This is a genomic window from bacterium (assembly GCA_035454885.1).
In the GTDB taxonomy this organism is placed as follows: Bacteria; UBA10199; UBA10199; order JACPAL01.
Genome location: DATIGE010000033.1, coordinates 1 through 21,050 on the forward strand (window position 1 = coordinate 1; position 21,050 = coordinate 21,050).

Genomic DNA, 21,050 nt, shown 5'->3' on the forward strand with positions numbered 1-21,050 from the left:
CACCTGCGATGGCGTCGATGACGACTGCGATGGTTCAGTAGACGAAGACTTCGCCTCAACACCCACCTCCTGTGGTATCGGCGAATGCGCTGCCACCGGCGCCACCTCCTGCGTCGGCGGAACCGTCCAGGACTCCTGCACCGCGGGAACACCGGCTGCTGATGATGCCACCTGCGATGGCATCGACGATGACTGCGACGGCACCTCCGATGAGGATTACGTCTCGACCGCCACCTCCTGCGGCGTCGGAGAATGCTCGGCCACCGGAACCACCTCCTGCGTCGGCGGAACCGTCCAAGACTCCTGTACTGCGGGAACTCCGGCGGCCGATGACGCCACCTGCGACGGTTTGGACAACGATTGCGACGGATCGGTCGACGAAGACTACACCTCAACACCGACCTCTTGCGGCACCGGGGCCTGCGCCGCAACCGGCGTGACCTCCTGTGTCGGTGGCTCGGTCCAAGACTCCTGCACCGCGGGAACTCCGGCGGCTGATGATGCCACCTGTGATGGGCTCGACAACGATTGTGACGGGTCGGTCGATGAAGACTTCGCCCCAACACCCACCTCCTGCGGGGTTGGTGAATGCGCGGCTACGGGAACCACTTCTTGTGTTGGCGGAACCGTCCAAGACTCCTGCACTGCGGGTACACCCGCGGCTGATGACGCCACCTGTGACGGCTTGGACAACGACTGCGACGGCTCAGCAGACGAAGACTTTGTCTCCACACCAACTTCTTGTGGTGTCGGTGAATGTGCGGCGACGGGAAATACTTCCTGCGTTGCCGGGTCCGTTCAAGATTCCTGTACCGCCGGGACGCCGACCGCCGAAGTTTGCGACGGCCTCGATAACGACTGCGACGGGATGACGGACGATGGAGCAGACGCCTCGTGCGACGACGGTAACTTCTGCAACGGAACAGAGACCTGTAATAGTGCCGTCGGTGCCTGTGACCCGGGCACTGCCCCCGCCTGCGATGACGGCCTCTTCTGCAACGGAACCGAGACCTGTAACGAGGCCACAGACTCGTGCGACCCGGGCACTGCCCCCGCCTGCGACGACGGCAACTTCTGCAATGGCACCGAGACCTGTAACGAATCCACCGACTCGTGCGACCCGGGCACTCCGCCGGAATGCGGCGACAACGACCTTTGCACGACGGATACTTGCGATCCGTCCTCCGGATGCTTCAACGCGCCGGTTTCCACGGACGACGATAACGCCTGCACGACCGACAGTTGCGATCCGGAAACCGGTACAATCTCCCACGTCGAGGTTCCGATCTTTGACGGCGACGCGTGCACGATCGACGAGTGCAACCCCGAGACGGGGGCCGTGACCCACACGCCGGTCTTGACCGACGACGGCGACGCCTGCACGGTCGACCTCTGCGATCCCCTGACGGGCGCCATCAGCCATGACCCGGTGAATATCGACGACACCGACGCCTGCACCACCGACGCCTGTGACTCGCTGACGGGCGTCAGCCATACGCCGGTCGACACCGACGACGGCGATGCTTGCACGGTCGACAGCTGCAATCCATCCAGCGGGGTCCACCATACGCCGGTCGAGATCAACGACGGTGATGCGTGCACCGTGGATGCCTGCGACCCGTCAACGGGCGTCAGCCACACGCCCCTGCCGGATACGGACGGAGACGGAATCTGTGATGCCGAGGATGACTGCGTGAACGACCCGGATAACGACAGCGACGGCGACTTCGTCTGCGGCGACGAGGACAACTGTCCGACGACGCCCAATCCGGATCAACAGGACAGCGACGGCAACGGCATCGGCGACGCTTGCGAGGTCAACGCCCTGTGCTCCATGGATTTCAGCGGGCTCCCGAATACCACGTGTCCGGCAACGACCAAGGTCCAGAGCATGGCCGAGCTCAATACCTGGCTCGCCGGAACCAGAACGACCAACCTCCTGGTGCTGAAGCACAAGAACAACGTCGGATCCGGAAAGTACGACTTCGCCGGGGCGGACACGACGATCGTCACCAACTGCCGCGTCGAGTTGAATCCACAGGCGACGTTCCACAACATGGGGAATATGACCGTGATCGCGAGCGAGATCCTGCAGAGGAACGACATCTATTCCGGAGAAAACAAGACGATCACCCTCCGGGCCGGCCGGTCGGTGGAGGTGAAACCGGCCTCGAAGGTCACCCTGTCGGTCGTCGTGGAGAGCCCCTCGGTGATCTATCGCGGGGACGTGAACTCGAGCGTGGCGAGCGTCGGTCTGTGCGGGAACGACGTCGAGATGAAACCCGCCTCGTTGATGAAGGCCGGCGAGGTCTTCATGCAGGCGGCGGACAGCCTGATCCTGAGGGGGGATATTGCGGGGGCCGCAGTGGTCACCCTCCTCTCGAGCGGCTCGGCGGAACTCCGGCCCACCGATAAGATCGGCACCTCCAGCGATCCCGCCGGCAGCGTAACAATCCACGTCAACGGCCATTTTGACGACCGCGGCGACATCACCGCGGCGACATCGGAGATCGTCACGGGCAGCTTCACGCTGTGGCCGGCGCACTCCTTCGAGGTGGACAATATGTGCACGATCAGTGGAACCATGGCGTTGGGATCAACGGGAATCAACGGGACCTGCGTACCCGGCATTCAATAATGCCGCCTACCGCGGCACGTTGCGCCCTAAGCTTTGCTTAGGACGTAATGGAAAACAGACAGGAGGAGAGGGACAATGAAAACACTCGGACTCATCTTGACTCTGGTTTTGGGCCTGTCGGTCGCCTCTCCTTCCGTCCGCGCGTCGGATTACGACGGGGACGGGGTGGCGGAGGACGACGGGCTGGACAACTGTCCCGGCGTCCCGAATCCCGATCAGCTGAATACCGACGGCGATTCCGAAGGGGACGTCTGCGACGACGACGACGACGGAGACGGCGTACCCGACGTTTCGGACCCGAGTCCCAAGGACTCAAGTGTGCCTTAAAGTCCCTGGCCGGATGTGATACAAGTAACCTGTGAAGATCGGCGTCATGACGGGAGGCGGGGACTGTTCGGGCTTGAACGCCGCGATCCGCGCCGTCGTCCGGGCGGCCGAACGGAAAGGCCACAAGGTCGTCGGCGTCCTTTCCGGGTGGAAGGGGCTACTTGAAAGATCCTACCGACCCTTGAGCCTCTCCGACACCTCCGGACTCCTCTCCCTCGGCGGGACGATCCTGGGGAGCTCCCGCGTCAATCCCTTCAAGGTCCCGAACGGCCTCAAGCGGTGTCTGGAGAATTATCGAAAGGCCCGGCTGAACGCCCTCGTCGTCGTGGGGGGCGAAGGGACGCTCAAGATCGCGGCCGCGTTGTCGGCAAAGGGCCTCCCCATCGTCGTCATCCCCAAGACCATCGACAACGACACCTTCGGGACGGATGCGACCATCGGCTTCGACACGGCGGTCCAGGTCGCCGTGGACGCCATCGACCGACTCCATACCACCGCCGAATCGCACGACCGCGTGATGATCGTGGAGGTCATGGGCCGGCACGCCGGCTGGATCGCGGCCTGCGCCGGGATCGGGGGAGGCGCGGACGCGGTCCTGGTTCCCGAAGAAGTCTTCGATTTCGCCGAACTCTTGGAGATCATCAAGGCGCGCACGCGGCGCGGGCGGGGCTACAGCATCTTTGTGGTGTCCGAAGACGCGAGGATCCGGCTCCCGGGCAGCAAGGTCCTCCGCACGCCCGTCCAACATGACGAATATGGCGACGTGAAACTGGGCGGCATCGGCGAGGTCTTGGCGCGCGAGATCCGGAAACGCACCGGCTCCGAGGTGAGGGTGACCGTCCTGGGGCACATCCAGCGGGGCGGCGCACCCACCGCCGCCGACCGCATCCTGGCCACCCGCCTGGGCGTGGCCGCGGTCGACATGGTCCTCAAGAAGGAGTTCGGCCGGATGGCGGTCCTGCGCGGGACAAAAATCGCCTCGATCCGCCTGGAGGACGCGGCGGGCATCACGAAGCGCCTGGACCCCGCCCTCCTCCGCGTCGCTCGCGTGTTTTTCGGCTAATTTGAACGATTGTAAATAGTTCGGATGGGGAACGGAATGGCGATGCCCTCCTCCTCGTAGCGATTGAGTTCAGGATGATCAGGGCATTGTTCTGCAGACAGCGGATTCGGACCCTCCTCCACCCAATGGAAATTCAAGATGCCCCCTTCAGGCGCGAAGGCTCGGAGCCCGTCCGCCAATGGAGCGTGCGGATGGGGAATGGAATCGTGACCCCCTCTTCGTTAAAGCGGCGGTGCAGTCTCTTGACGAAATCGTTGCGCACCTCGTACTGGTCGATGAACTCCCGGGCGCGAAGGACGATCGTGAATCCAATGCTGGAATCGCCGAAACCGCTCCATCGAATGCGAGGTTCAAAGTCCGGCACGCTTCCAGGGGCCTCGCGGAGGGTCTGACGGGCCGTCTCGAGGGCAATCCTTTCCACTTTTTCCAGATCGCTCGAGTACTCGACGCCCACGTCGACCATGAGCGAGAGCTCACGGTTCGGCATCGAGTAGTTGGTGACGATTCCGCCGGCGAGCTTCGAATTGGGGACGATGACAATATTGTGGGGGATCATGCGGATACGGACGCTCCTCCACCCGATGGACTCGACGTAGCCTTCTTCGCCCGACTCCAGCCTTACGAAATCACCCACGCGGATGGGCCTGTCCGCGACGATGTAGAACCCGGCGAAAAGGCTGGACAGCGTCTCCTGCAAGGCGAAGGCGATCGCGACGCTGCCCACGCCCAGGGAGGCGATGAGGGGCGTGATGGAGATCCCCGCCGTCTGCAGGAAGAACATGAGAAAGATCGAGTAGACCCCGATTGAGATGAGCACGCGGATGAGGGTCGAGTGGGTTCGCGTCGCCTCGTCCCTCGCTACCCAACGCCGGTAGGCGGCCAAGAGGAGTTTTTGGAAAAAAACGGCGAAGGCGAGGATCGCGATCAGTTCGGCCAGGTTGCCGACGAACTTCCGCAAATCCTTGGTCATCCGGAAGATGACCGGCGCCATCCCCACCATTCCGGATACGAGGAAAAGAAGGATCGAGCTCTGGAGGGCCCCGAGGACGAGACCGTACCAGGGGTTGGCCCTCTTCACGGTCCAGCGCCGGAGGAGACGGAAGACCAGCCATTGCACGGCGAAAAGAAAGGCGACGTACGCCGCGAAGATCGCGACGGAAAACCACCAGGGCTGGCCCTTCAGGAGGTCGCCGATCGGCGCGTAGGCGGATTCGAGGGGGTTCAGTTCCATCGTTACTTGGACGCCGTGGACGCGGACAGGTTCGTATCCTGCGACCAGTCGCTCCAGGAACCTTCATACAGGTGAGCGTCGTAACCGGCAAGCTTCAAGGCGAGGATTTCGGTGCAGGCCGAGATGCCGGAGCCGCAGTAGCAGATGATCTGCTCGGCGTTCTTGGCGCCGATTTTTTCAAATTCCAATTTGAGCTCTTCGGGCTTGCGGAAGAGTCCCGTCGCCGCGTCGATCGTCTGGGCATAGGGGAAATTCACCGCCCCGGGGATGTGGCCCGGCCTCGGATCGATCGATTCCACCTCGCCCCGGAAACGCTCGGCCGAGCGGGCGTCGATCAACAGAATGACCCCATGGTCGCGAAGTGAATCGACGACGTCCTTGTCCACCACCCACTTGCGGCGGGGGCGGCCGACAAACTCGGTCTTGCGGAATTCGGGCGCCTCCGTCGAGACCGGACCGCCCTTGGCGAGCCACGCGTTCCAGCCGCCGTCCAGGACGGACACGTTCTCATGGCCGTAGTAATTGAGAAGCCACCAGAGGCGCGCGGCGGGCATGCCTTTGCCCTCGTCATAGGCCACGACGAGCATGTCGCGCTCGATGCCGATGTCCGACAGGGCGTTTTGGAAGTTCCTGCGTCCGGGCAGGGGGTGACGGCCGGGGCCCCGGTCACCGGAGAGCTGCGTGTCCACGTCCAAATGGGCGGCGCCGGGGATGTGGCCGGCCTCGTACTGTTTGCGGCCCACGCCCGGCTCCCCCAAGACCCAGCGGCAGTCGACGACGCGCACGTTCGCGTCGTTCACGTGCTCCAGAAGCCATTCCGCGGTGACAAGGGGGTCGGACATACAGTCAGAATGGGCGATTCGCGCTCGGGAGTCAATCTCGCTTGTGGTGACGCTCTCCGGATCATTCGGACCGGCGAAAGTGCCGATTCACAAGGGTCTGAAAGGAGATGGCCGTCATCCAGTCCGCAACGACCACGGACCACCGGCGCGGGCCCGGCTCCCGGAGCAAAGAGAGGACAAAATAGTAGAAACGCTTCGGCCCCCCGGGAAGGATTCCGAAGCGCAAGAGGCGGTAGCCGTAAGAGAGTTTCTCGCGAATGCTCAGCCGGGAAAGGGCGCCGGGCCTCTTGAAGTAACGGAGTTTGGCGACCAGCCGCCGGTAGACCGTTTCATCCTCCAGGAGGCGCCAAATCAGATCCTTGTATCCTTCGATCAGTTCCTCGTAGGTCATCCGCAAAGGAACCACGTTCGTCGCAAGCGCCCAAGGATCCATCGTTTGCATGTCCCTGAGGCGTCCCGCCTTCTGTAGGCGCGCAAAGAGCGGGGTTCCGGGGAGGGCCGTCAAGAGGCCCACGAGCGTCAGCGCGACGCCGGACCGGAGGATGAAATCGAATTGACGGTCGAAGATGGTCTTGTCGTCGGAGTCGAAGCCGACGATGAAGCCGGCATAGATATCCATTCCATACGCGTAGACCGTCCGAATCGCGGACAGAAGGTCGCCGCCCAGGTTCTGGGTTTTCCGGGCTTCTTTCAGGCTCTCGGTATTCGGCGTTTCGATCCCCAGAAAAACCCAGTCGAAGTTCGCCCTTTGAAAAAGGCCCATCAATTCCAGATCCGCGGTCATGTTGACGGAACATTGCGTGCCGAAGCGGAAGCGGTACCGGTGCGTCCGCTGGTAGCCGTCCAGGTAGGACAGCAGCGTTTTGGCGCTTTTCATGCTGCCGATGAAGTTGTCGTCGACGAGGAAGACGTCTTTGACCCCGGCCCTCCGCAGAAAATCGAGCTCAAGACCCACCTGCTCGACCGTCTTGGTCCGCGGCTTGCGGCCCTGGACGACGATGATTTCGCAGAACTCGCAAACGTAGGGACAACCGCGGGAATACTGGACGCCCGCCATTCGATAGCGGTCCAGCTTCAAGAGGTCGTAGCGGGGCTGGGGAGACGCCGTCATATCGACCTCCCCGGTTTCCCGGTAAAACTTGCCCGGTTTCCCTCGCTGAAAGTCCGAACAAAACCGCGGCCACGTCCTCTCCGCCTCTCCCGCGATGACGGTATCGACGACTTCGGCATAGAGTTCGGGAACGAGAGAAGCGTAGGATCCACCGGCCACGGTGTGGATGCCGCGGGCCCGAAAATGACGGATGATGGCGCACTGCCGCATCCATTGCACATTCATGCCGCAGACGCCGACGACGTCCGCCTGAATGTCCCAATCGATCTCCTCCACGTCCTCATCGAGGATGGTGACGTCCCAATCCTTCGGGGTCAACGCCGCCAGGATGGCGAGACCCATGGGGGGGATGATGGCCTTGTCTTGGCGGGTGACATAGCGGTTCTCCCACGCGAAGCTCCAGAAACTCTCGGTCAGGCGGGGATTGATGAGAACGAGCCGCATCGATGAAATTATCCCGGAGAACCGCCACCGGAGACATGATGAGGATCATGTCTCGCCGTGAATGACGTCTCAATGGGCGAAGAGCCCCGCATCCCTACGCCTTAAAGCCCGCGCCGCCGATAGAAAACGGGAATCAGGGAGAGAAGGACAAAGAGGACCCCCGAGACGGCCAGGTGGAGATACGCCTCCGTTTTGGCCTCAACGGCTCCCGAGAGGATCGAGGCGGCGAAGTAAGTGTATACGAAGGTCCCCGGCAACATGCCCAAGAGGGACGCCAAGGCGTAGTCCCGGAATCGGATTTTTGAAAAACCGGCTCCGAAGTTGACGGCATTGAAGGGAAAGATCGGAACGAGCCTCAGATAGAAGACGAAACGGAATCCGTGTGCGGCCGCCTTGTCATCGAATTCCTTTAATTTCCCCGTGGCGAGAAACCTCTCAACAAAGCCCCTCCCCAGAGTGCGGGCCGAGAAGAAACCGAGCCAGGCGGCAAGATTCGCGGCGATCAGATTATAGAAAAAACCCGGCATAAGCCCGTAGACCGCCCCAATGGCGAGGCTCAAGACCGAGCCGGGGAGCGCAATCACCCCACCGATCCCGTAAACGAGGATCACGAGCACCGGCGCCCACCACGTTTCACGGGCCGATTGCAGGAAGGCGGTCAGCTTCTCCGGAGTCAGGATCCCCTGGAGGGGCGTGAAGAAATAAGCGACGACACCCGAGAGAACGAGCACGAGAAGAAGGATGAATTTAAGCGATTTCATCGACATCGGAAAGTGTCGGGAGAAGCGCGTACGGAATGCCGATCTTCTCCGCCTTCTCCAGCGTCTCGCGCAGGACCGACGCCGTGCTCCAGAGAACGCCGTCGAATAATGCAGGGGCTTGGCGCGCCAAGCCCCTACGGCTCATCCCGATCAGATAATAACCTCCATCCGTCGCCGGACCGATCACAAGATCCGAAGACTCGAGTTTTCGGAAGGACTCCAAGACCAAGGGTCTATCGAGATCCGGGCAATCGCTCCCGATCAAAACAACGCGATCGGCCCCCGACCGGAAGGATTCCTCGATCGCCGATTTCATCCTGAGGCCCAGATCCCCGGCGCACTGGGGCTTGATCGCCAAGGAAGGAAACCAGACCTCGAAATCCCGGCTCTTCTCCGGGGGGTCAAAATGAAGAGTGCGCGCATACTCGCCATTGACTGGCGCGGTTTTTACAACCACGGTCTCGGCCATCTCTTTGTAAAGAAGCGCCGCCCTTTCAAGACCGACGGATCGCGCCAACCGGGTCTTGACCTTCCCGGGTTCGGGATATTTGGCGAAAATGAGGAGATGGTTTAACAACATGCGCCCGACGTAGGGGCATGGCGCGCCATGCCCCTACCCTCACCGCAATCAAACAACCCGTAATGCGTCGACCGGTCGCCGATGATCTTGAAATGCGGCCCGTAGCGTGTCTCCTCCAACATCGCGGCCGTATTGCCGCAGACGGGAACGGGCCGCCCTTTTTCGAATAAATGATGGTCGTCCAGGACGAAGGCGTTTGGAGATTCCGGGATGGTCCCTTGATAGACGGCGACCTGGCCGTAGTCCTCGCAGCGGTCCTCTAATTTGAGTTTGAAGGCGCGTACGGTCAGCGAGTGGAAGTCGATCATCCCCACTTTCCCTTTGATCTCCGAATCTTTGATATCGATCTTTGCCTTCGAGACGACACGGTAGTCGGGATAGCCGACCTCCAGGAGGAGCCTTCGAAAATCCTCGATGTAAAGGGCCCCGCCCAGACACTCTCCAAGGAGGATCGGGTCCTTTGATAATTCCTCAATCCTTCTCGACGAAAAGATGTCGGAAAAGTAAAGCTCCCCTCCCGGTTTCAGAACACGGAAGATTTCGGAAAAGACCCTCTTCTTGTCCGGCGAAAGATTGATCACGCAATTCGAGACGACGATGTCGATGGAATTGTTCGCTATCCCCAGAACCGCTAGGTCCTCGATACGGCCCTCGATGAGTTTGATGGAAGAGGCCGTGAGGTGACGCCTCGCAACTTCGAGCTGTTCCCGCGTCATATCGACGCCGATCACTTGGCCCTTGGGACCGACCAGCCTTGAGAGGATAAAAACATCCCGCCCCGTACCGCAACCTAGGTCGAGGACGGTCTTCCCCTCGAGGACCAGCGGAACGGGAGAGCCGCATCCGTAGGATCTTTCCAAAATCTCCTTCGGGACTTGCGGCAGGATTTTTTTGACGTGGGGAGGGAAGGCGTCGCCCGCGCAACAGGCGCTCGTCTTGAGGTCCTTGTTCGTCTTCAGGATGTTTCCGTAATAGTCTTGGACATTCTCAAGAATCTCTTTTGCCGTGGCCATGAAATCATCCTCCTTACTGAGTCAATGCCCCGGTGCAGGAACTTCCCGCACCAGCCGCGCAGCCGTAACAGTGGTTATCAAACGAGATCGGCTCCGATGCCAAATCATCGAACGAATCGATCTCCCAGATCGTTCGCTGCTTTCCGCCGATCGGAATTTCGAGCATCTGATTGAAATCGCAGTCGTAGATCCGGCCGTCCCAACTGATCGAGACTAAATCCCGGCACATGACGCCCAAGGCCGCCTGCGGGTTGAAGCTCGCTGCGAGCAGGTCCATGTACTCCTGGAATTTCCCGTCCCGCTCCAATTGATGCAGAAAGCGCTTGATCGGCATATTCGTAATCGTGAAGAGGCGGTTGAATTCGATCCCGAAGAGACTTCGAAGTTCCTCCTTGTAGTCCGCCTCCAGTTCGGCCTGGGGCGGCGGGAGATCGGTGCCGACGGGGTTATAAACCAAATCTACCTCTAAGCCGGTCCCTTCGCGGCCGTAGCCCAGTTCATTTAACAGGATCAGCGCACGGAGACTCTTGTCGAAAACACCTTTCCCCCGCTGGGCTTCGACATTCTCCTTCGAATAGCAAGGAAGCGAGGCGACGATCTTCACGTGTTGCTCACGAAGAAACGCGGCCGTGTCTTCTTGGCCCTTCACGAAAAGGACCGTGAGGTTGCATCGGTCAATCACCTCACGACCCAGGGACCGCGCCCCTTGAACCAGAGAGCGGAAGTTTGGGTTCAATTCCGGCGCGCCGCCGGTTAGATCGACGGTCCGGACCGTCGGCGACTTTTTCAGGAGATCCAAGACCCTTTCCGCGGTTCTTATGTCCATGATTTCCGTCCGATTCGGCCCGGCCTCGACGTGGCAATGGAGGCAGGCCAAGTCGCAGAGCTTGCCGACATTGACCTGAAGGATCGTCGTCGGTAAGCGAGTGACCCCGAGCCCTCGATTCTTCAGAGTTTCCTCGAACGGGACGACGGTCGCGTTCATGAAAATACCCTTTCGCGAAGCCCTTGAAGCGTCTTGAGGGAGAACCCCGCCTTCCAGAGGAGCATCGTCCCCCAGTTGGCGAGCGTGGTCTTGACATAGCCGTGCCGCTCCCACCGGCGCGCGCTCGTGAAGGCCTTTTCCGGCGCGAGATAAAGCCTCCCTTTGGACTTCATCTTTTCGATCAGGAGGACGTCCTCCATGAGCGGCGCCTCCGGGTAGCCGCCGATCTCCCGAAAAATCTCCCGTCGGACGAAGATCGCCTGGTCTCCGTAAGGGAGGCCGAAGGCGAGTTCCCTGAGAAGGACGCCGAACTCGACCCATTTCGCCTTCGCGTGCGAGGCGTCGAGCGCGAACCGGAAGGCCCCACCGACGCAATCGGCCTGCTCCTGAAGCCTCCGGTGAACCGTCTTCAAGTCGACCGGCGCTATCTTCGTGTCGGCATGGAGAAAGACAAGGAGATCGCCTCTCGCCCGCGCCGCGCCCCAGTTCATCTGAGCGGCCCGGTTCGCGCGGCCAACCTCTCGGGCTTCAGCAATAACCACTTCGATCGAAGGATCTTTGGAAAGCGGGGCCGTATGGCGGCGCGCATGGAATCCGTCATTCAAGGACGGCACGATGACGCTGATTTTTGGAGGCTTCTTCATCCGAATCTCCATTGAAAGTAGCGCTGAAACCACTTCCGAAGCCCCGGTTTGAGGCGCGTCCGCTGATAGGTGTCCGCGACTCTCTTCGAGACCTCGGCCAGGGTCGGATAGACGTGGATCATCGAGGCGATCTTCCTCAAACCGATCTTCTGATGCATCGCAAGGACGAGCTCGTGGATCAAATCGCCCGCGTGCGATCCCACGAGGGTCGCCCCCAACAGTTCGTCCGATCCCTTTTTTGTCAATACTTTGACGAACCCCTCGTCCTCGCGGTCGCAGACGGCGCGATCCAGATCCATCATCGGGTAGGTGTAGACGTCATAGGAGACTTTTTTCTCCTTGGCCTCCTTCTCGTTTAAACCCACGCGCGCCACTTCCGGGTCGGTGAAGGTGCACCAGGGCACGACCCGGTAGTCGATCTTCGATTTTCCCGGAAAGAGGGCGTTTCGGAGGATCAGCCGGGCCTGATGGTCCGCCATGTGGGTGAATTGATAAGGTCCAACAACATCCCCGCAGGCGTAGATGTGCTTCGATGACGTTCGAAGGTGCGTGTCGACCTCGATTCCCTTTTTGGAATAGCGGACGCCGGCCCTTTCCAGATCGAGCCCGCCGACGTTTGGTGCGCGTCCGACGGCGACGAGGATCTGATCGAAGGGAACGATCTTCACTCCTTCCTTCGCGTGCCAAAGGACCAGTTCGTAACCGGAAGCAGTCTTTCGAACCTCCTCCGCCCTTGAGTTCACCAACGTCTCGATCCCCTCCCGTTGAAAGCGATCCTTGATCAGACAGGAGGCCTCGGGGTCTTCGCGGCTCAAGAGGCAGTCCATCATCTCGACGACCGAGACCTTTGATTCCAGCCGCGCAAAGACTTGCGTCAGCTCGGCGCCGATCGGGCCACCCCCGAGAACGACGAGCCTTTTGGGAAGTTCCTTGAGATCCCAGACATTGTCCGAGGTGAGGTAGGGAATTTCCCCGATCCCCTTGATCGGAGGAACGAACGGCGCCGCGCCGGTGGCGAGGACAAAACGCCTTGCCACAAGGGTCTCCTTGCCGTCTGAAATTTCATGCGGAGAGATGAAGCGATACGAACCGAAAAAAACATCAACGCCCAAGCCCTGAAATCGCTCCGCCGAGTCGTGCGGCTCAATTTTTTTCTGAACCTCTCGGACCGATTCCAAGACGCGGACAAGACCGATTTCCGGGGCAAGATTCGGAATCCCGAAGCGGTGGGCCGTTCGGGCGTCAAAGCTAAGTTTGGCCGTTCGGATGATCGCCTTGGACGGGATGCAACCCGTGTTGAGGCAGTCTCCTCCCATCTTGTGCTTTTCGACTAAAGCGACCTTGGCCCCAAGTCCGGCGGCCCCCGCTGCGGCCACGAGACCGCCCGATCCGGCACCGATCACGATCAGGTGGTAATTGTTTCTCACGACGCTCCTCCGAGAAGAGGTTGATTCCGGAAGATCCAGAAGAACAATCCGCCCAGAACGGCCGCGACGGGAAGCGTGATCACCCAAGAGGCCAAAATGCCGGCGATCGTCCTCCACCGCGCCGTCCCCGTCGCAGCCCCGATCCCGAAGAGCGAGCCGCAGGAGACATGAGTCGTCGAGACCGGCATCCCCATTTCCGAGGCGAAGATCACGAGGAAGCCCGTCACCAGATTGGCCGCGAAACCTTGGGCGTGATTCATGTCCGTGATTCGGAGGGACATCGTATGAGCCACTTTTCGGGCGCTGAGAATCCCTCCCACGGCCATCAGGGCGCCGACGCCGATGACGGAGAAAGGAAGGCCAAATCCATTCCCGGTGAGAAGCAGAGCCGCGATCTTTGGCGTGTCGTTGAGCCCCCGCGCGAAGCCGACGGCCCCGGCCGAGACGTAGTGCAGCTTGTCCAAAAGAGTCCCGACATTCATCCCCCAGAGCCGTCCCTGATACCGCTCGACGCACTGGGCCTCCGTCCCCAGGGAGATTTCCGGGATGCCCGGCAGCGCCATCAGGGCCTGTTGCGGCGAGAGGCCTTGGGGAACGACGCCCACGATCTTCGTTCCCACGCATAAGCAGGTCTGTTTCCGGATCCCAGCCAGCCGGCCTATTTTCCTCAGCGCGGGATAAAGTGCGGCGGTCCCCAAGATGGCGATGAACGGGCTGATCACCAGGGGCAGAAAAAACGTTTCGATAAGGCGGCCGACTTGGATCCCCGAAGAAGAGGCGACCAGACCCGCGCCGGCCAAGCCGCCCACCAGGGCGTGGGTCGTGGAGATGGGGAAACCGAAACGCGTGGCGAGCATCACCGTCACGGCTGCGGCAAAGCCGACGGCAAGGGGAAAACTCTTAAGACTCAACACGGCGGTGGGAACCACCCCCTTGCCGCTGAAGGTGACAAGGAGCCCCTTGGCCAGGACGAGGGCCGCAAGGGAACCCAGCGCCGTCGTCAAGGTCGCCCACGCCAGCGCCCGCTTGTAGTCCGAGGTCCCGCTTCCAAAAAGGGTCGCCACCCCCTTGAAATTGTCGTTGGCCCCGTTCGCAAAGGCCAGAAAACATAGGAGAATGACGGCAAGGGCAACGTGCATGACCGGTTCGATGCGCCAAAAGGGGGAAAAGTCTATCACTTTGCCGCTGAGAGCGGTCTTATGTTAAGACCTTCGGCCAAGTGACGGCATCCAATTCCACGGACAAGACCCTCGTCCAAGGCCTGAAAGAGAAAAAGGAAGAGGCCTTTCGAGAGCTGCTCGAACGATACTCCGAAAAACTCTTCCATCTCGCCCTCCGCGTCTTGAGGCGCGAGGAAGAGGCCCGGGAGGTCGTCCAGGAGGGGTTCTTGAAGGTCGTCACGAAGATCGGAACGTTTCAGGAGGATTCCTCCCTCTACACCTGGATCTACCGCATCGTCCTGAACGAGGCCCTGATGCGCCGGCGCACCCGCCATCCGGAACGCGAAATCCCCATCGAGGATTATCTTCCCCGCTATGAATTGGGGGTCGCGACGGAGCCGGCTCCGGACTGGGCAAAACTCCCGGATCGGCTTTTTGAGGAGGGAGAAGTTCGCGACTTCGTCCGCTCCTGCATCGAAGACCTGCCGGAAGACCTTCGAACCGCCTATGTCCTGAAGGACGGCGAGGGGCTTTCCGAAGACGAGGTCTGCAATATTTTGGAGATTTCGAAATTCGCGATGAAAAACCGCGTGCATCGGGCCCGCTTGGTGATCAAGAAGAGGATCGAGGAAAAGTATGCTCGTTAAGGCCCTTATGGACCGAGGGATGTTCGCCCTGATGGGGCTCCCGACCTGCAAGCAGGTGGAGGAGTTCGCCTATGATTTCCTGGAGGGCGCCTTGGACGCCAAGACGGCGCGGAGGCTGGAGCGTCACCTGAAGGCCTGCAAAAACTGCCAGCGCTTCATGGTCGCCTATCGAAAGACCAGGGACCTGGAAGCCTCGGCGCCCCGTCCGCCCCTGGACCCATCATTCAAAGAGGAAATTTTCAAATTTCTTACCAAGGAAAGCATCTGAGAGCGTTCATGAGAATGTGTTATTGTCACATCCCTCCGGACCGGTTGGTTCAAATCGTTCGGGAGAAGTTCATTGAAAAAGTGTCGACGGTCAGGCTCTTGGAGCAATGCACCAACGACATCGAAAAGGGCTACGTGAACACCATCGCCCTGTTGGACGTGCCGGAACCCGAAATTTACAAGATGTTCCAAGGTGAAAAGGACTTCCTGGCTCATTTCTTCGATTGCCGCCAGCATGCTCTCCAGGTCCTGAAGGGAAAGATACCGGATCTCGGAAAGCATCTGCGGCTCGCCGGTTGTTCTTGAAGTCTAACGGTGGCGAGCTGGCAAAGCTCGGACATATCTCAGCCCAAGATCGATCCAGTCCTTCAAGGAATGGTCTGACTTGAGTCCCTTGGGACCGACGAACAGAAATCCCTTGAGCGGCCGGCCGGTGAAGTCCATCGGCCTGACGTGAGGCTTTGCCAGGGATTTCTCATAGCGCTCTGGAGCCACTCGTATGACCAATTCGTCCTTGAGAACCCCGCAGCACATATGGCCACGAAGCGTAAAGCAGAGGCCTCCAAACATCTTGATCTCGCCAACCGTCTTGTAACGGGCCAATGCCTTGCGTACCCGCCCAGCCAGCTTTTCGTCGTAGGCCATGCGCCGGCCTCACTCTTTATTGTGCCTCTGTGTTGCCAACGATCGCGCGCTTTCTTCCAAAGATAACCCCCAAGAGGAGGCCCACCAAGGTAAATTGTATCAAGTGAAAGGCCGCTTGAATCGCAAACCAAGCGGTCAATGACGAAACCACCGTCTTTGCGGCGAAAGCGATGGTGGTCAGCGTGTACATGAATAAACCCATGATGTATGAAAAGAGGAGCCCTTCACGGATCGGGGCAGTTCCCCGGCGCACATATTGAAAAAGGAACGACAAGATCATTCCCTGGAGAAACATCGAAATGAAACCGAGAGGAATAATCGGTTCATGACGATTGTACGCACCCAGGAATGCATAGAGGTCCTTGAAAAGGACAAAATGCCACGTGGCACCCAGAATGAAGGTCACTGCGGTATATGCGATCGTGCCGAGAATGACTTTCTTGGCCATAGACTCCTTTTTAAATTAGTTGAGTTTGGTCGTCTTGAAACCGGTCTTATTCGCCTCCGACAGGATTTGGTCGGGCTTCACAGTCTCCTCGTACGTACAAATACCTTCCCCCTTTTCCCGATCAATCGTCACTTCTTTGCATAGTGAAGAAAGCTGTTTCTTTACCTTGGCCTCGCACAGGCCGCAAGTCATCCCTTCAATCTTCATCTTCAAGATTTGCAACTCGGCGGCCCCGAGCATGGCCGGCGCGAACAATATAGCAAGCAGGGCGATGGAGATGCGGTTCATTTTGTCACCTCTTTTTTTGGAATCTCTTTGACGGCCGAATTCACATTCCCAAGGCAACAGGACCCTTGAGGATTCGTGTATTCGCAAAAGCAGTTTCCAGCCTTCACTTGGGCCGAAATGAAATCGGGAACGGTTGTTTTTCCCGTTTTTCGAATCTCCTCCATAACGTCATGTCGAAAGAAGTTGAAGCAATAACAAACCGGGATCGGATTGGTCTTCTCCTTGACCGTGACCCGTACGCTCAGCTCCTCCTTCACAAAGAGGGAATTTCCCGATGCCGAGAAATAAACGACGGGGCAGTCCGGGGAAGGGCAGAAACGATATGCGAGCGAGTCATCCACGCGATCCTGGAATCTTCCCTGGACCAAATAACGGACAGTGATCGTTTTGACCTTTTTCCCTTTTTCCCCGCATCGAGGACAAACAGTTCGTCCCTTCGTGTCCGTCGTGGTTTCGCAAACTCCTTCCAAATATCCTTCCATAGGTTCCTCAGACGGCCAAAAAATGGGGCCCGATCAAAAAAATCGCCGCGAGCGCGGTGGCAACCCAAAGCAGGACCTTCGTGATTTTCTGGCTCTTGGAGTTACAGACTTTGTCCGCCTTAGGCGGATCGCAAACCACCGGGTTCCTCCCGTAGACAAGGTAAAAAGCAGTCCCCAAAAGAACCACCGTCCCAAGAGTGAAATATTTCTGATAGGGGACCAGGACGCTTGCGAACCCAACGGTTCCCGTGAGCCCCAAGAGAAGCAGCGGCAGGGCACAACAGGATCCAAAAAAGGCCGTAACGCCGGCGCTCACGGCGGCAATTCGTGAAAGTTGCATAAATCCTTCGTTCGCCCTTTTGATGCATATCAGGCTCGTTCGTCTCAAAGGTAAAACGCGAATCTTTACAGGGCCTTTGAAAAAAGATTTAATCGCCGCATGCACATTGCTCTTGGAGCGGGAGAGATCAAGATTCTGGTCCAGGTCGGGGCGTTGGCCCTGATCCTTTGCCTTGAGGCGGTCTTCCCGCTGTTTCAAGGAAGGAAGGAAAGGTTCCGACACATCGGCCGGAACCTAGCCGTGGGGCTTTTGAACGGAATCCTTCTCGCCCTCCTCTTTTCCACGCTGACCGCCTCCGTAACCCTTCGGGCGCAGGAGACAGGTTTCGGCCTCCTTTCAACACTCTCCTGCCCCCCCTGGGCGGAAACTCTCTTGGCCCTCTTCCTTTTCGACCTGTGGATGTACCTCTGGCACCGGGCGAATCACCGGATCCCTTTTTTGTGGCGGTTCCACCGGATGCATCACACCGACGATCAGTTGGACGTGTCTTCAGCGCTTCGTTTCCACACGGGAGAGCTCGTCTTATCCTCGCTCCTCCGCCTCGCGGTCGTCCCTCTTTTAGGGATGAGCCTGTCGCAACTGATTCTCTACGAAACACTCCTGCAGCCGATCATCCTCTTCCACCATAGCAATGTCGCCCTTCCGGAGCGGTTCGATCGCGTACTTCGCTTCCTGATCGTCACGCCAAACATGCACCGTGTCCATCACTCGCAGGAGAGATTCGAAACCGACTCGAACTATTCCAGCGTTTTTTCGTTCTGGGACCGTCTCGGGAAGAGCTTCCGGCGCAGGCCCGATCCGCTCACCCTCCGCTACGGGCTGCCGGAATTTCCGGATGAAAAATGGCAAACCGTGGCCGGCATGTTGAAGACGCCGCTAGCGCATTCGCAATAAGGATACTTACCCTTGAAAGAGACCTGCAAGCTTGACGACAAGCTCCGCGTGGCGGGTTCCATTCGTGGCAAGGGTCAGCCCCGTGTGGGCGAAATCGGACAAAAGATCGTAGACGAGCGGGGAGCCGTCGAGCTTGGTGAAGACGCCCCCCGCCTCCTCCAGAATCGCCTGCGGAGCGCACGTGTCCCAGAAATGAACGGGGTGATGGCTGACGTAGATGTCCGCCTCTTGCCGCACGACGAGCCCCACCTTGATGCCGACGCTGTTGATGGGGGCAAGCAACGGGCCGGGGCAGACGGCCTTCAGTCTTGCCATCGCCTTCTCGGGAAAACCCGTCGAGACGACGACGCGCATGTCTTTGGGCTGAGCGCGCTTCGAAACCTTGAGCGCCGACCGGTTTCCCGCGTGCGCTTGAAAAGCCCCGGCGCCCCGGACCGCCTCGTACAGGCGCGCCTGGAGCGGATCGGCCACCACGCCCAGATGCGGGACGCCGTTTTTGAGCAGACCGACCATGACGGAAAATCCGGGAAGCGCCTTGGCGAAGGCCTTCGTGCCGTCCAAAGGGTCGATCATCCAGACGTATTCCGCGCCGGGAGAGCCCACGATGCCGTTCTCCTCGGTCAGCACCGCATGGTCGGGAAAGGCCTTCGCCAATCCCTCGCGGAGGATCGCGTCGGACCTGAGATCGGCCTCGGTCACGAGGGAATTGTCGTGCTTGCGGTGCTGTTGTAGCGGCTGATGCAGGAGGGAGAGGACCTCCCGGGAGGCCTTCAAGGCGAGGTCACGGGCGGTCTTGAGGAATGGTTCGCTCATGGCGCGTCAGGGCCAGCGTAGCGCGGTCCCTACACCTCATCCTTATGCGTCTTGTTCGCGTGAATCCCGCATTCCTTGTCGTCTCCGGCGTCCTTGAACCACCGCCAACGGCCGGCACGGCGCGGCTCGTTGGGCCCGATGGGCGTCGTGCAGATGACGCATCCGAGGGATTCGTAATACCAGCCGTCCTGGTTCCAGTTGAGAAGCTTGTGCATCGGGACGCCGTTCGCGGCCATGTAGTCGCGGAGCTGTTTCTCCGTCCAGTCGATCAACGGAGCGACCTTGAGGAGAGGGCGCTTTTCCTTGCCATGAAGAACGATCTCGCACTTCTTGGCCGATTTCGCGCGCGATGCGGATTGATCCACGCGCAAGCCCGTGAGCCAGACATCGAGCGTATCCAGCGCCCGCTCGTTCGGCTCGACCTTGCGCAGGTGGCAGCAGAACTCCTGCTTTTTCTTGGAATCGAAGAACAGATATTCGCCGCTCTCCGCGATCATCTTCTTCAACTTGTCCGGATCGGGGCCGATCCTCTCGACCTTGATCCCGTATTTTTTCTCGATGGCGTCGAAGAGCTCGTAGGTCTCGGGGAAGAGGCGCAGGGTGTCGATGGTGAAGACGCGCGGCTTGACACCGGCCTTGACCGCCAGGTCGATCATCGCCGAGCCGGTCAATTGCCCGCTCGTGCCGATGGCGGCGCGGTTGCCGAAACGGCGGAAGATTTCCCCGATCAGGTCCCGGGCGTCGGCGATCTTTTCGAATTCTTGGCTAAGCTTTTCGTCGACGGCGGTCACGCCCTAAATAATACCCTTGGCCGTCAATAAGTCCAGGACCCGCCGGGTCGACTCCTCCAACGTTTCGGAGCCGGTCTTCAAGACAAGCTCGGGCCTCTCGGGTGCTTCATACGGCGCCGAGATCCCCGTGAACTCCTTGATCTCCCCCGCCTTGGCCTTCTTGTAGAGACCCTTGGGGTCGCGGCTTTCGGCCACGTCGATGGGGATGTCGCAAAAGACCTCAAAGAACTGGCCCTCGGGCACGAGCTTGCGCGCGAGATCCCGGTCGGCCTTGTAGGGCGAGATGAAGGCGGTCAGGACGATCACATTCGCCTCGCAGAAGAGCTTCGAGACCTCGCCGATGCGCCGGATGTTCTCTTTGCGGTCCTCGGGGGAAAACCCCAGGTTGGAGTTGAGGCCGTGCCGGATGTTGTCACCGTCCAGGACGTAGGAACCCTTCTTGTTCTCGACCAGGGCCAGCTCGACCTCGCGGGCGACCGTCGATTTTCCGGAGGCGGAAAGTCCGGTGAACCAGATGACGGCGCCCTTCTGGCCGAGGTGCTTGATCCGGTCCTCGGCCGTCAGTTTGCCGTGGTGCCAATGAATATTGGTGCTTTTGGGTGCCTGGGACATGTTTTTTCCTCCTCGAAAAGAGGCCGGAGAATCCTCGGGAAAGGACTGCTAGTCAAGGGGGATGAACGAGACCTTCCCGTCCCTGCCGGTCCCGACGCCCATCGGCTCCAGGTGGAGGGGGTTGACGGTGGTGTCGACCATGACCCGGTAACCCGCCTTTTGGGCCTTTTCGCAGAACGAAAAATCCTCGGAGAGGTGGCCGTCGCGCCTCCATTCGCTGGTAAACCAGGGAGGACGGACCTTTTCGAAGACGTCGCGGTGGATGAGAAGGCAACCGGCCCCGACGACGTCGACCCTCCGAAGCCGGGGCCCTTTGGCCGTGATCGGATGAAGGGTCCGGCCCCGGCGTCCGCCTTTGGCGGAGAGGGCCATCGGTTCGTACGGCGGCAGGCGCCGGCGGTACATCCCGCTCACGATCGGCATCCGGTGCCGCAAGAGGCGCATGAGCGTGTCGGGCGCGGGCACGATGTCGGCATCCAAGAAGAAGATGTGGGTCGGGTTCAGCGGGTGATGGAGCATCTGATCGACCAGGTAATTCCGGGCTCGATCGACCAGGGCGCCCTGAAACACCATCAGGTCCGACTCCAGAGGCCGTTC

General features: G+C 59.8%; 25 protein-coding genes. 7 read left to right on the forward strand and 18 right to left on the reverse strand.

From position 1 onward, the window contains the following. The 3 genes from VLJ37_05890 to VLJ37_05900 all read left to right on the forward strand — a co-directional run. Positions 1-2,638 (forward strand): MopE-related protein (locus tag VLJ37_05890; protein HSA59199.1); only part of this gene is annotated, 2,638 nt, incomplete at its 5' end. A 75-nt stretch (positions 2,639-2,713) separates the two neighbouring features. Beyond that, positions 2,714-2,965 carry a thrombospondin type 3 repeat-containing protein gene (locus VLJ37_05895; GenBank protein ID HSA59200.1) on the forward strand — a complete coding sequence of 84 codons (252 nt, stop codon included), beginning with the start codon at positions 2,714-2,716 and terminating at the stop codon, positions 2,963-2,965. 31 nt (positions 2,966-2,996) lie between these two features. Continuing rightward, a complete protein-coding gene (locus VLJ37_05900) occupies positions 2,997-4,028 on the forward strand; it encodes an ATP-dependent 6-phosphofructokinase (GenBank protein HSA59201.1) in 1,032 nt (343 codons plus the stop codon). Between the two features lie 133 nt (positions 4,029-4,161). Here VLJ37_05900 and VLJ37_05905 read toward each other — a convergent pair whose 3' ends face one another. The 10 genes from VLJ37_05905 to VLJ37_05950 all read right to left on the reverse strand — a co-directional run bounded on the left by VLJ37_05905 (position 4,162) and on the right by VLJ37_05950 (position 14,205). After that, a complete protein-coding gene (locus VLJ37_05905) occupies positions 4,162-5,259 on the reverse strand; it encodes a mechanosensitive ion channel domain-containing protein (protein ID HSA59202.1) in 1,098 nt (365 codons plus the stop codon). 2 nt (positions 5,260-5,261) lie between these two features. Further along, the gene (locus VLJ37_05910; protein HSA59203.1) at positions 5,262-6,101 is read right to left on the reverse strand and encodes a sulfurtransferase; all 840 of its coding nucleotides are present in this window, start codon (positions 6,099-6,101) and stop codon (positions 5,262-5,264) included. Positions 6,102-6,162: 61 nt separating this feature from the next. Further along, on the reverse strand, positions 6,163-7,656 hold the full coding sequence (locus tag VLJ37_05915) for a radical SAM protein (GenBank protein ID HSA59204.1): 1,494 nt from the start codon (positions 7,654-7,656) through the stop codon (positions 6,163-6,165). A gap of 101 nt (positions 7,657-7,757) precedes the next feature. Further along, positions 7,758-8,417, reverse strand: a complete 660-nt coding sequence (locus tag VLJ37_05920) for a TVP38/TMEM64 family protein (GenBank protein HSA59205.1) — start codon at positions 8,415-8,417, stop codon at positions 7,758-7,760. Further along, positions 8,404-8,997, reverse strand: a complete 594-nt coding sequence (locus tag VLJ37_05925) for a TIGR04282 family arsenosugar biosynthesis glycosyltransferase (GenBank protein ID HSA59206.1) — start codon at positions 8,995-8,997, stop codon at positions 8,404-8,406. Before VLJ37_05925 ends, VLJ37_05920 begins: the two co-directional genes overlap by 14 nt. After that, positions 8,988-10,010, reverse strand: a complete 1,023-nt coding sequence (locus tag VLJ37_05930; protein HSA59207.1) for a methyltransferase domain-containing protein — start codon at positions 10,008-10,010, stop codon at positions 8,988-8,990. Before VLJ37_05930 ends, VLJ37_05925 begins: the two co-directional genes overlap by 10 nt. A 13-nt stretch (positions 10,011-10,023) precedes the next feature. Then, a complete protein-coding gene (gene arsS / locus VLJ37_05935; GenBank protein HSA59208.1) occupies positions 10,024-10,995 on the reverse strand; it encodes an arsenosugar biosynthesis radical SAM (seleno)protein ArsS in 972 nt (323 codons plus the stop codon). Next, the gene (locus VLJ37_05940; GenBank protein HSA59209.1) at positions 10,992-11,639 is read right to left on the reverse strand and encodes a glycosyltransferase family 2 protein; all 648 of its coding nucleotides are present in this window, start codon (positions 11,637-11,639) and stop codon (positions 10,992-10,994) included. Before VLJ37_05940 ends, arsS begins: the two co-directional genes overlap by 4 nt. Beyond that, a complete protein-coding gene (locus tag VLJ37_05945) occupies positions 11,636-13,066 on the reverse strand; it encodes a mercuric reductase (GenBank protein ID HSA59210.1) in 1,431 nt (476 codons plus the stop codon). The genes VLJ37_05940 and VLJ37_05945 overlap by 4 nt, the downstream gene beginning before the upstream one ends. Beyond that, positions 13,063-14,205 (reverse strand): inorganic phosphate transporter, encoded by a 1,143-nt coding sequence (locus tag VLJ37_05950; protein ID HSA59211.1) that lies wholly within the window; start codon positions 14,203-14,205, stop codon positions 13,063-13,065. Before VLJ37_05950 ends, VLJ37_05945 begins: the two co-directional genes overlap by 4 nt. Before the next feature lie 80 nt (positions 14,206-14,285). Between VLJ37_05950 and VLJ37_05955 the strand changes: the two genes are divergently transcribed. Genes VLJ37_05955 through VLJ37_05965 form a run of 3 tightly spaced genes read left to right on the forward strand, consistent with a single transcriptional unit; the run spans position 14,286 to position 15,446 of the window. After that, on the forward strand, positions 14,286-14,873 hold the full coding sequence (locus VLJ37_05955) for a sigma-70 family RNA polymerase sigma factor (GenBank protein ID HSA59212.1): 588 nt from the start codon (positions 14,286-14,288) through the stop codon (positions 14,871-14,873). After that, positions 14,863-15,141 (forward strand): zf-HC2 domain-containing protein, encoded by a 279-nt coding sequence (locus VLJ37_05960; GenBank protein HSA59213.1) that lies wholly within the window; start codon positions 14,863-14,865, stop codon positions 15,139-15,141. The genes VLJ37_05955 and VLJ37_05960 overlap by 11 nt, the downstream gene beginning before the upstream one ends. An 8-nt stretch (positions 15,142-15,149) precedes the next feature. Next, a complete protein-coding gene (locus VLJ37_05965) occupies positions 15,150-15,446 on the forward strand; it encodes a hypothetical protein (protein ID HSA59214.1) in 297 nt (98 codons plus the stop codon). Between the two features lie 3 nt (positions 15,447-15,449). Here the strand turns inward: VLJ37_05965 and VLJ37_05970 are convergent, their stop codons facing one another. The 4 genes from VLJ37_05970 to VLJ37_05985 all read right to left on the reverse strand — a co-directional run bounded on the left by VLJ37_05970 (position 15,450) and on the right by VLJ37_05985 (position 17,343). Then, positions 15,450-15,785: a TfoX/Sxy family protein gene (locus VLJ37_05970; GenBank protein HSA59215.1), complete on the reverse strand. Its 336-nt coding sequence runs from the start codon at positions 15,783-15,785 to the stop codon at positions 15,450-15,452. Positions 15,786-15,801: 16 nt separating this feature from the next. Beyond that, a complete protein-coding gene (locus tag VLJ37_05975; protein ID HSA59216.1) occupies positions 15,802-16,233 on the reverse strand; it encodes a DUF1761 domain-containing protein in 432 nt (143 codons plus the stop codon). A 15-nt stretch (positions 16,234-16,248) separates the two neighbouring features. Then, positions 16,249-16,521 (reverse strand): heavy metal-associated domain-containing protein, encoded by a 273-nt coding sequence (locus VLJ37_05980; GenBank protein ID HSA59217.1) that lies wholly within the window; start codon positions 16,519-16,521, stop codon positions 16,249-16,251. 489 nt (positions 16,522-17,010) lie between these two features. Continuing rightward, positions 17,011-17,343, reverse strand: a complete 333-nt coding sequence (locus VLJ37_05985; GenBank protein HSA59218.1) for a hypothetical protein — start codon at positions 17,341-17,343, stop codon at positions 17,011-17,013. A 99-nt stretch (positions 17,344-17,442) separates the two neighbouring features. Between VLJ37_05985 and VLJ37_05990 the strand changes: the two genes are divergently transcribed. Then, entirely contained in the window at positions 17,443-18,237 is a 795-nt protein-coding gene (locus VLJ37_05990) for a sterol desaturase family protein (GenBank protein ID HSA59219.1), read from the forward strand. A 6-nt stretch (positions 18,238-18,243) separates the two neighbouring features. Here VLJ37_05990 and VLJ37_05995 read toward each other — a convergent pair whose 3' ends face one another. From VLJ37_05995 to VLJ37_06010, 4 genes are all read right to left on the reverse strand, one after another. Beyond that, complete coding sequence (locus VLJ37_05995; protein HSA59220.1) at positions 18,244-19,050, reverse strand: 3'(2'),5'-bisphosphate nucleotidase CysQ; 807 nt, start codon at positions 19,048-19,050, stop codon at positions 18,244-18,246. A gap of 29 nt (positions 19,051-19,079) precedes the next feature. Further along, entirely contained in the window at positions 19,080-19,841 is a 762-nt protein-coding gene (locus VLJ37_06000; protein ID HSA59221.1) for a phosphoadenylyl-sulfate reductase, read from the reverse strand. 3 nt (positions 19,842-19,844) lie between these two features. Then, positions 19,845-20,453 (reverse strand): adenylyl-sulfate kinase, encoded by a 609-nt coding sequence (gene cysC, locus VLJ37_06005; protein HSA59222.1) that lies wholly within the window; start codon positions 20,451-20,453, stop codon positions 19,845-19,847. 48 nt (positions 20,454-20,501) lie between these two features. Continuing rightward, positions 20,502-21,050: hypothetical protein (locus VLJ37_06010; GenBank protein ID HSA59223.1), on the reverse strand; the 549-nt coding region annotated here is incomplete at its 5' end.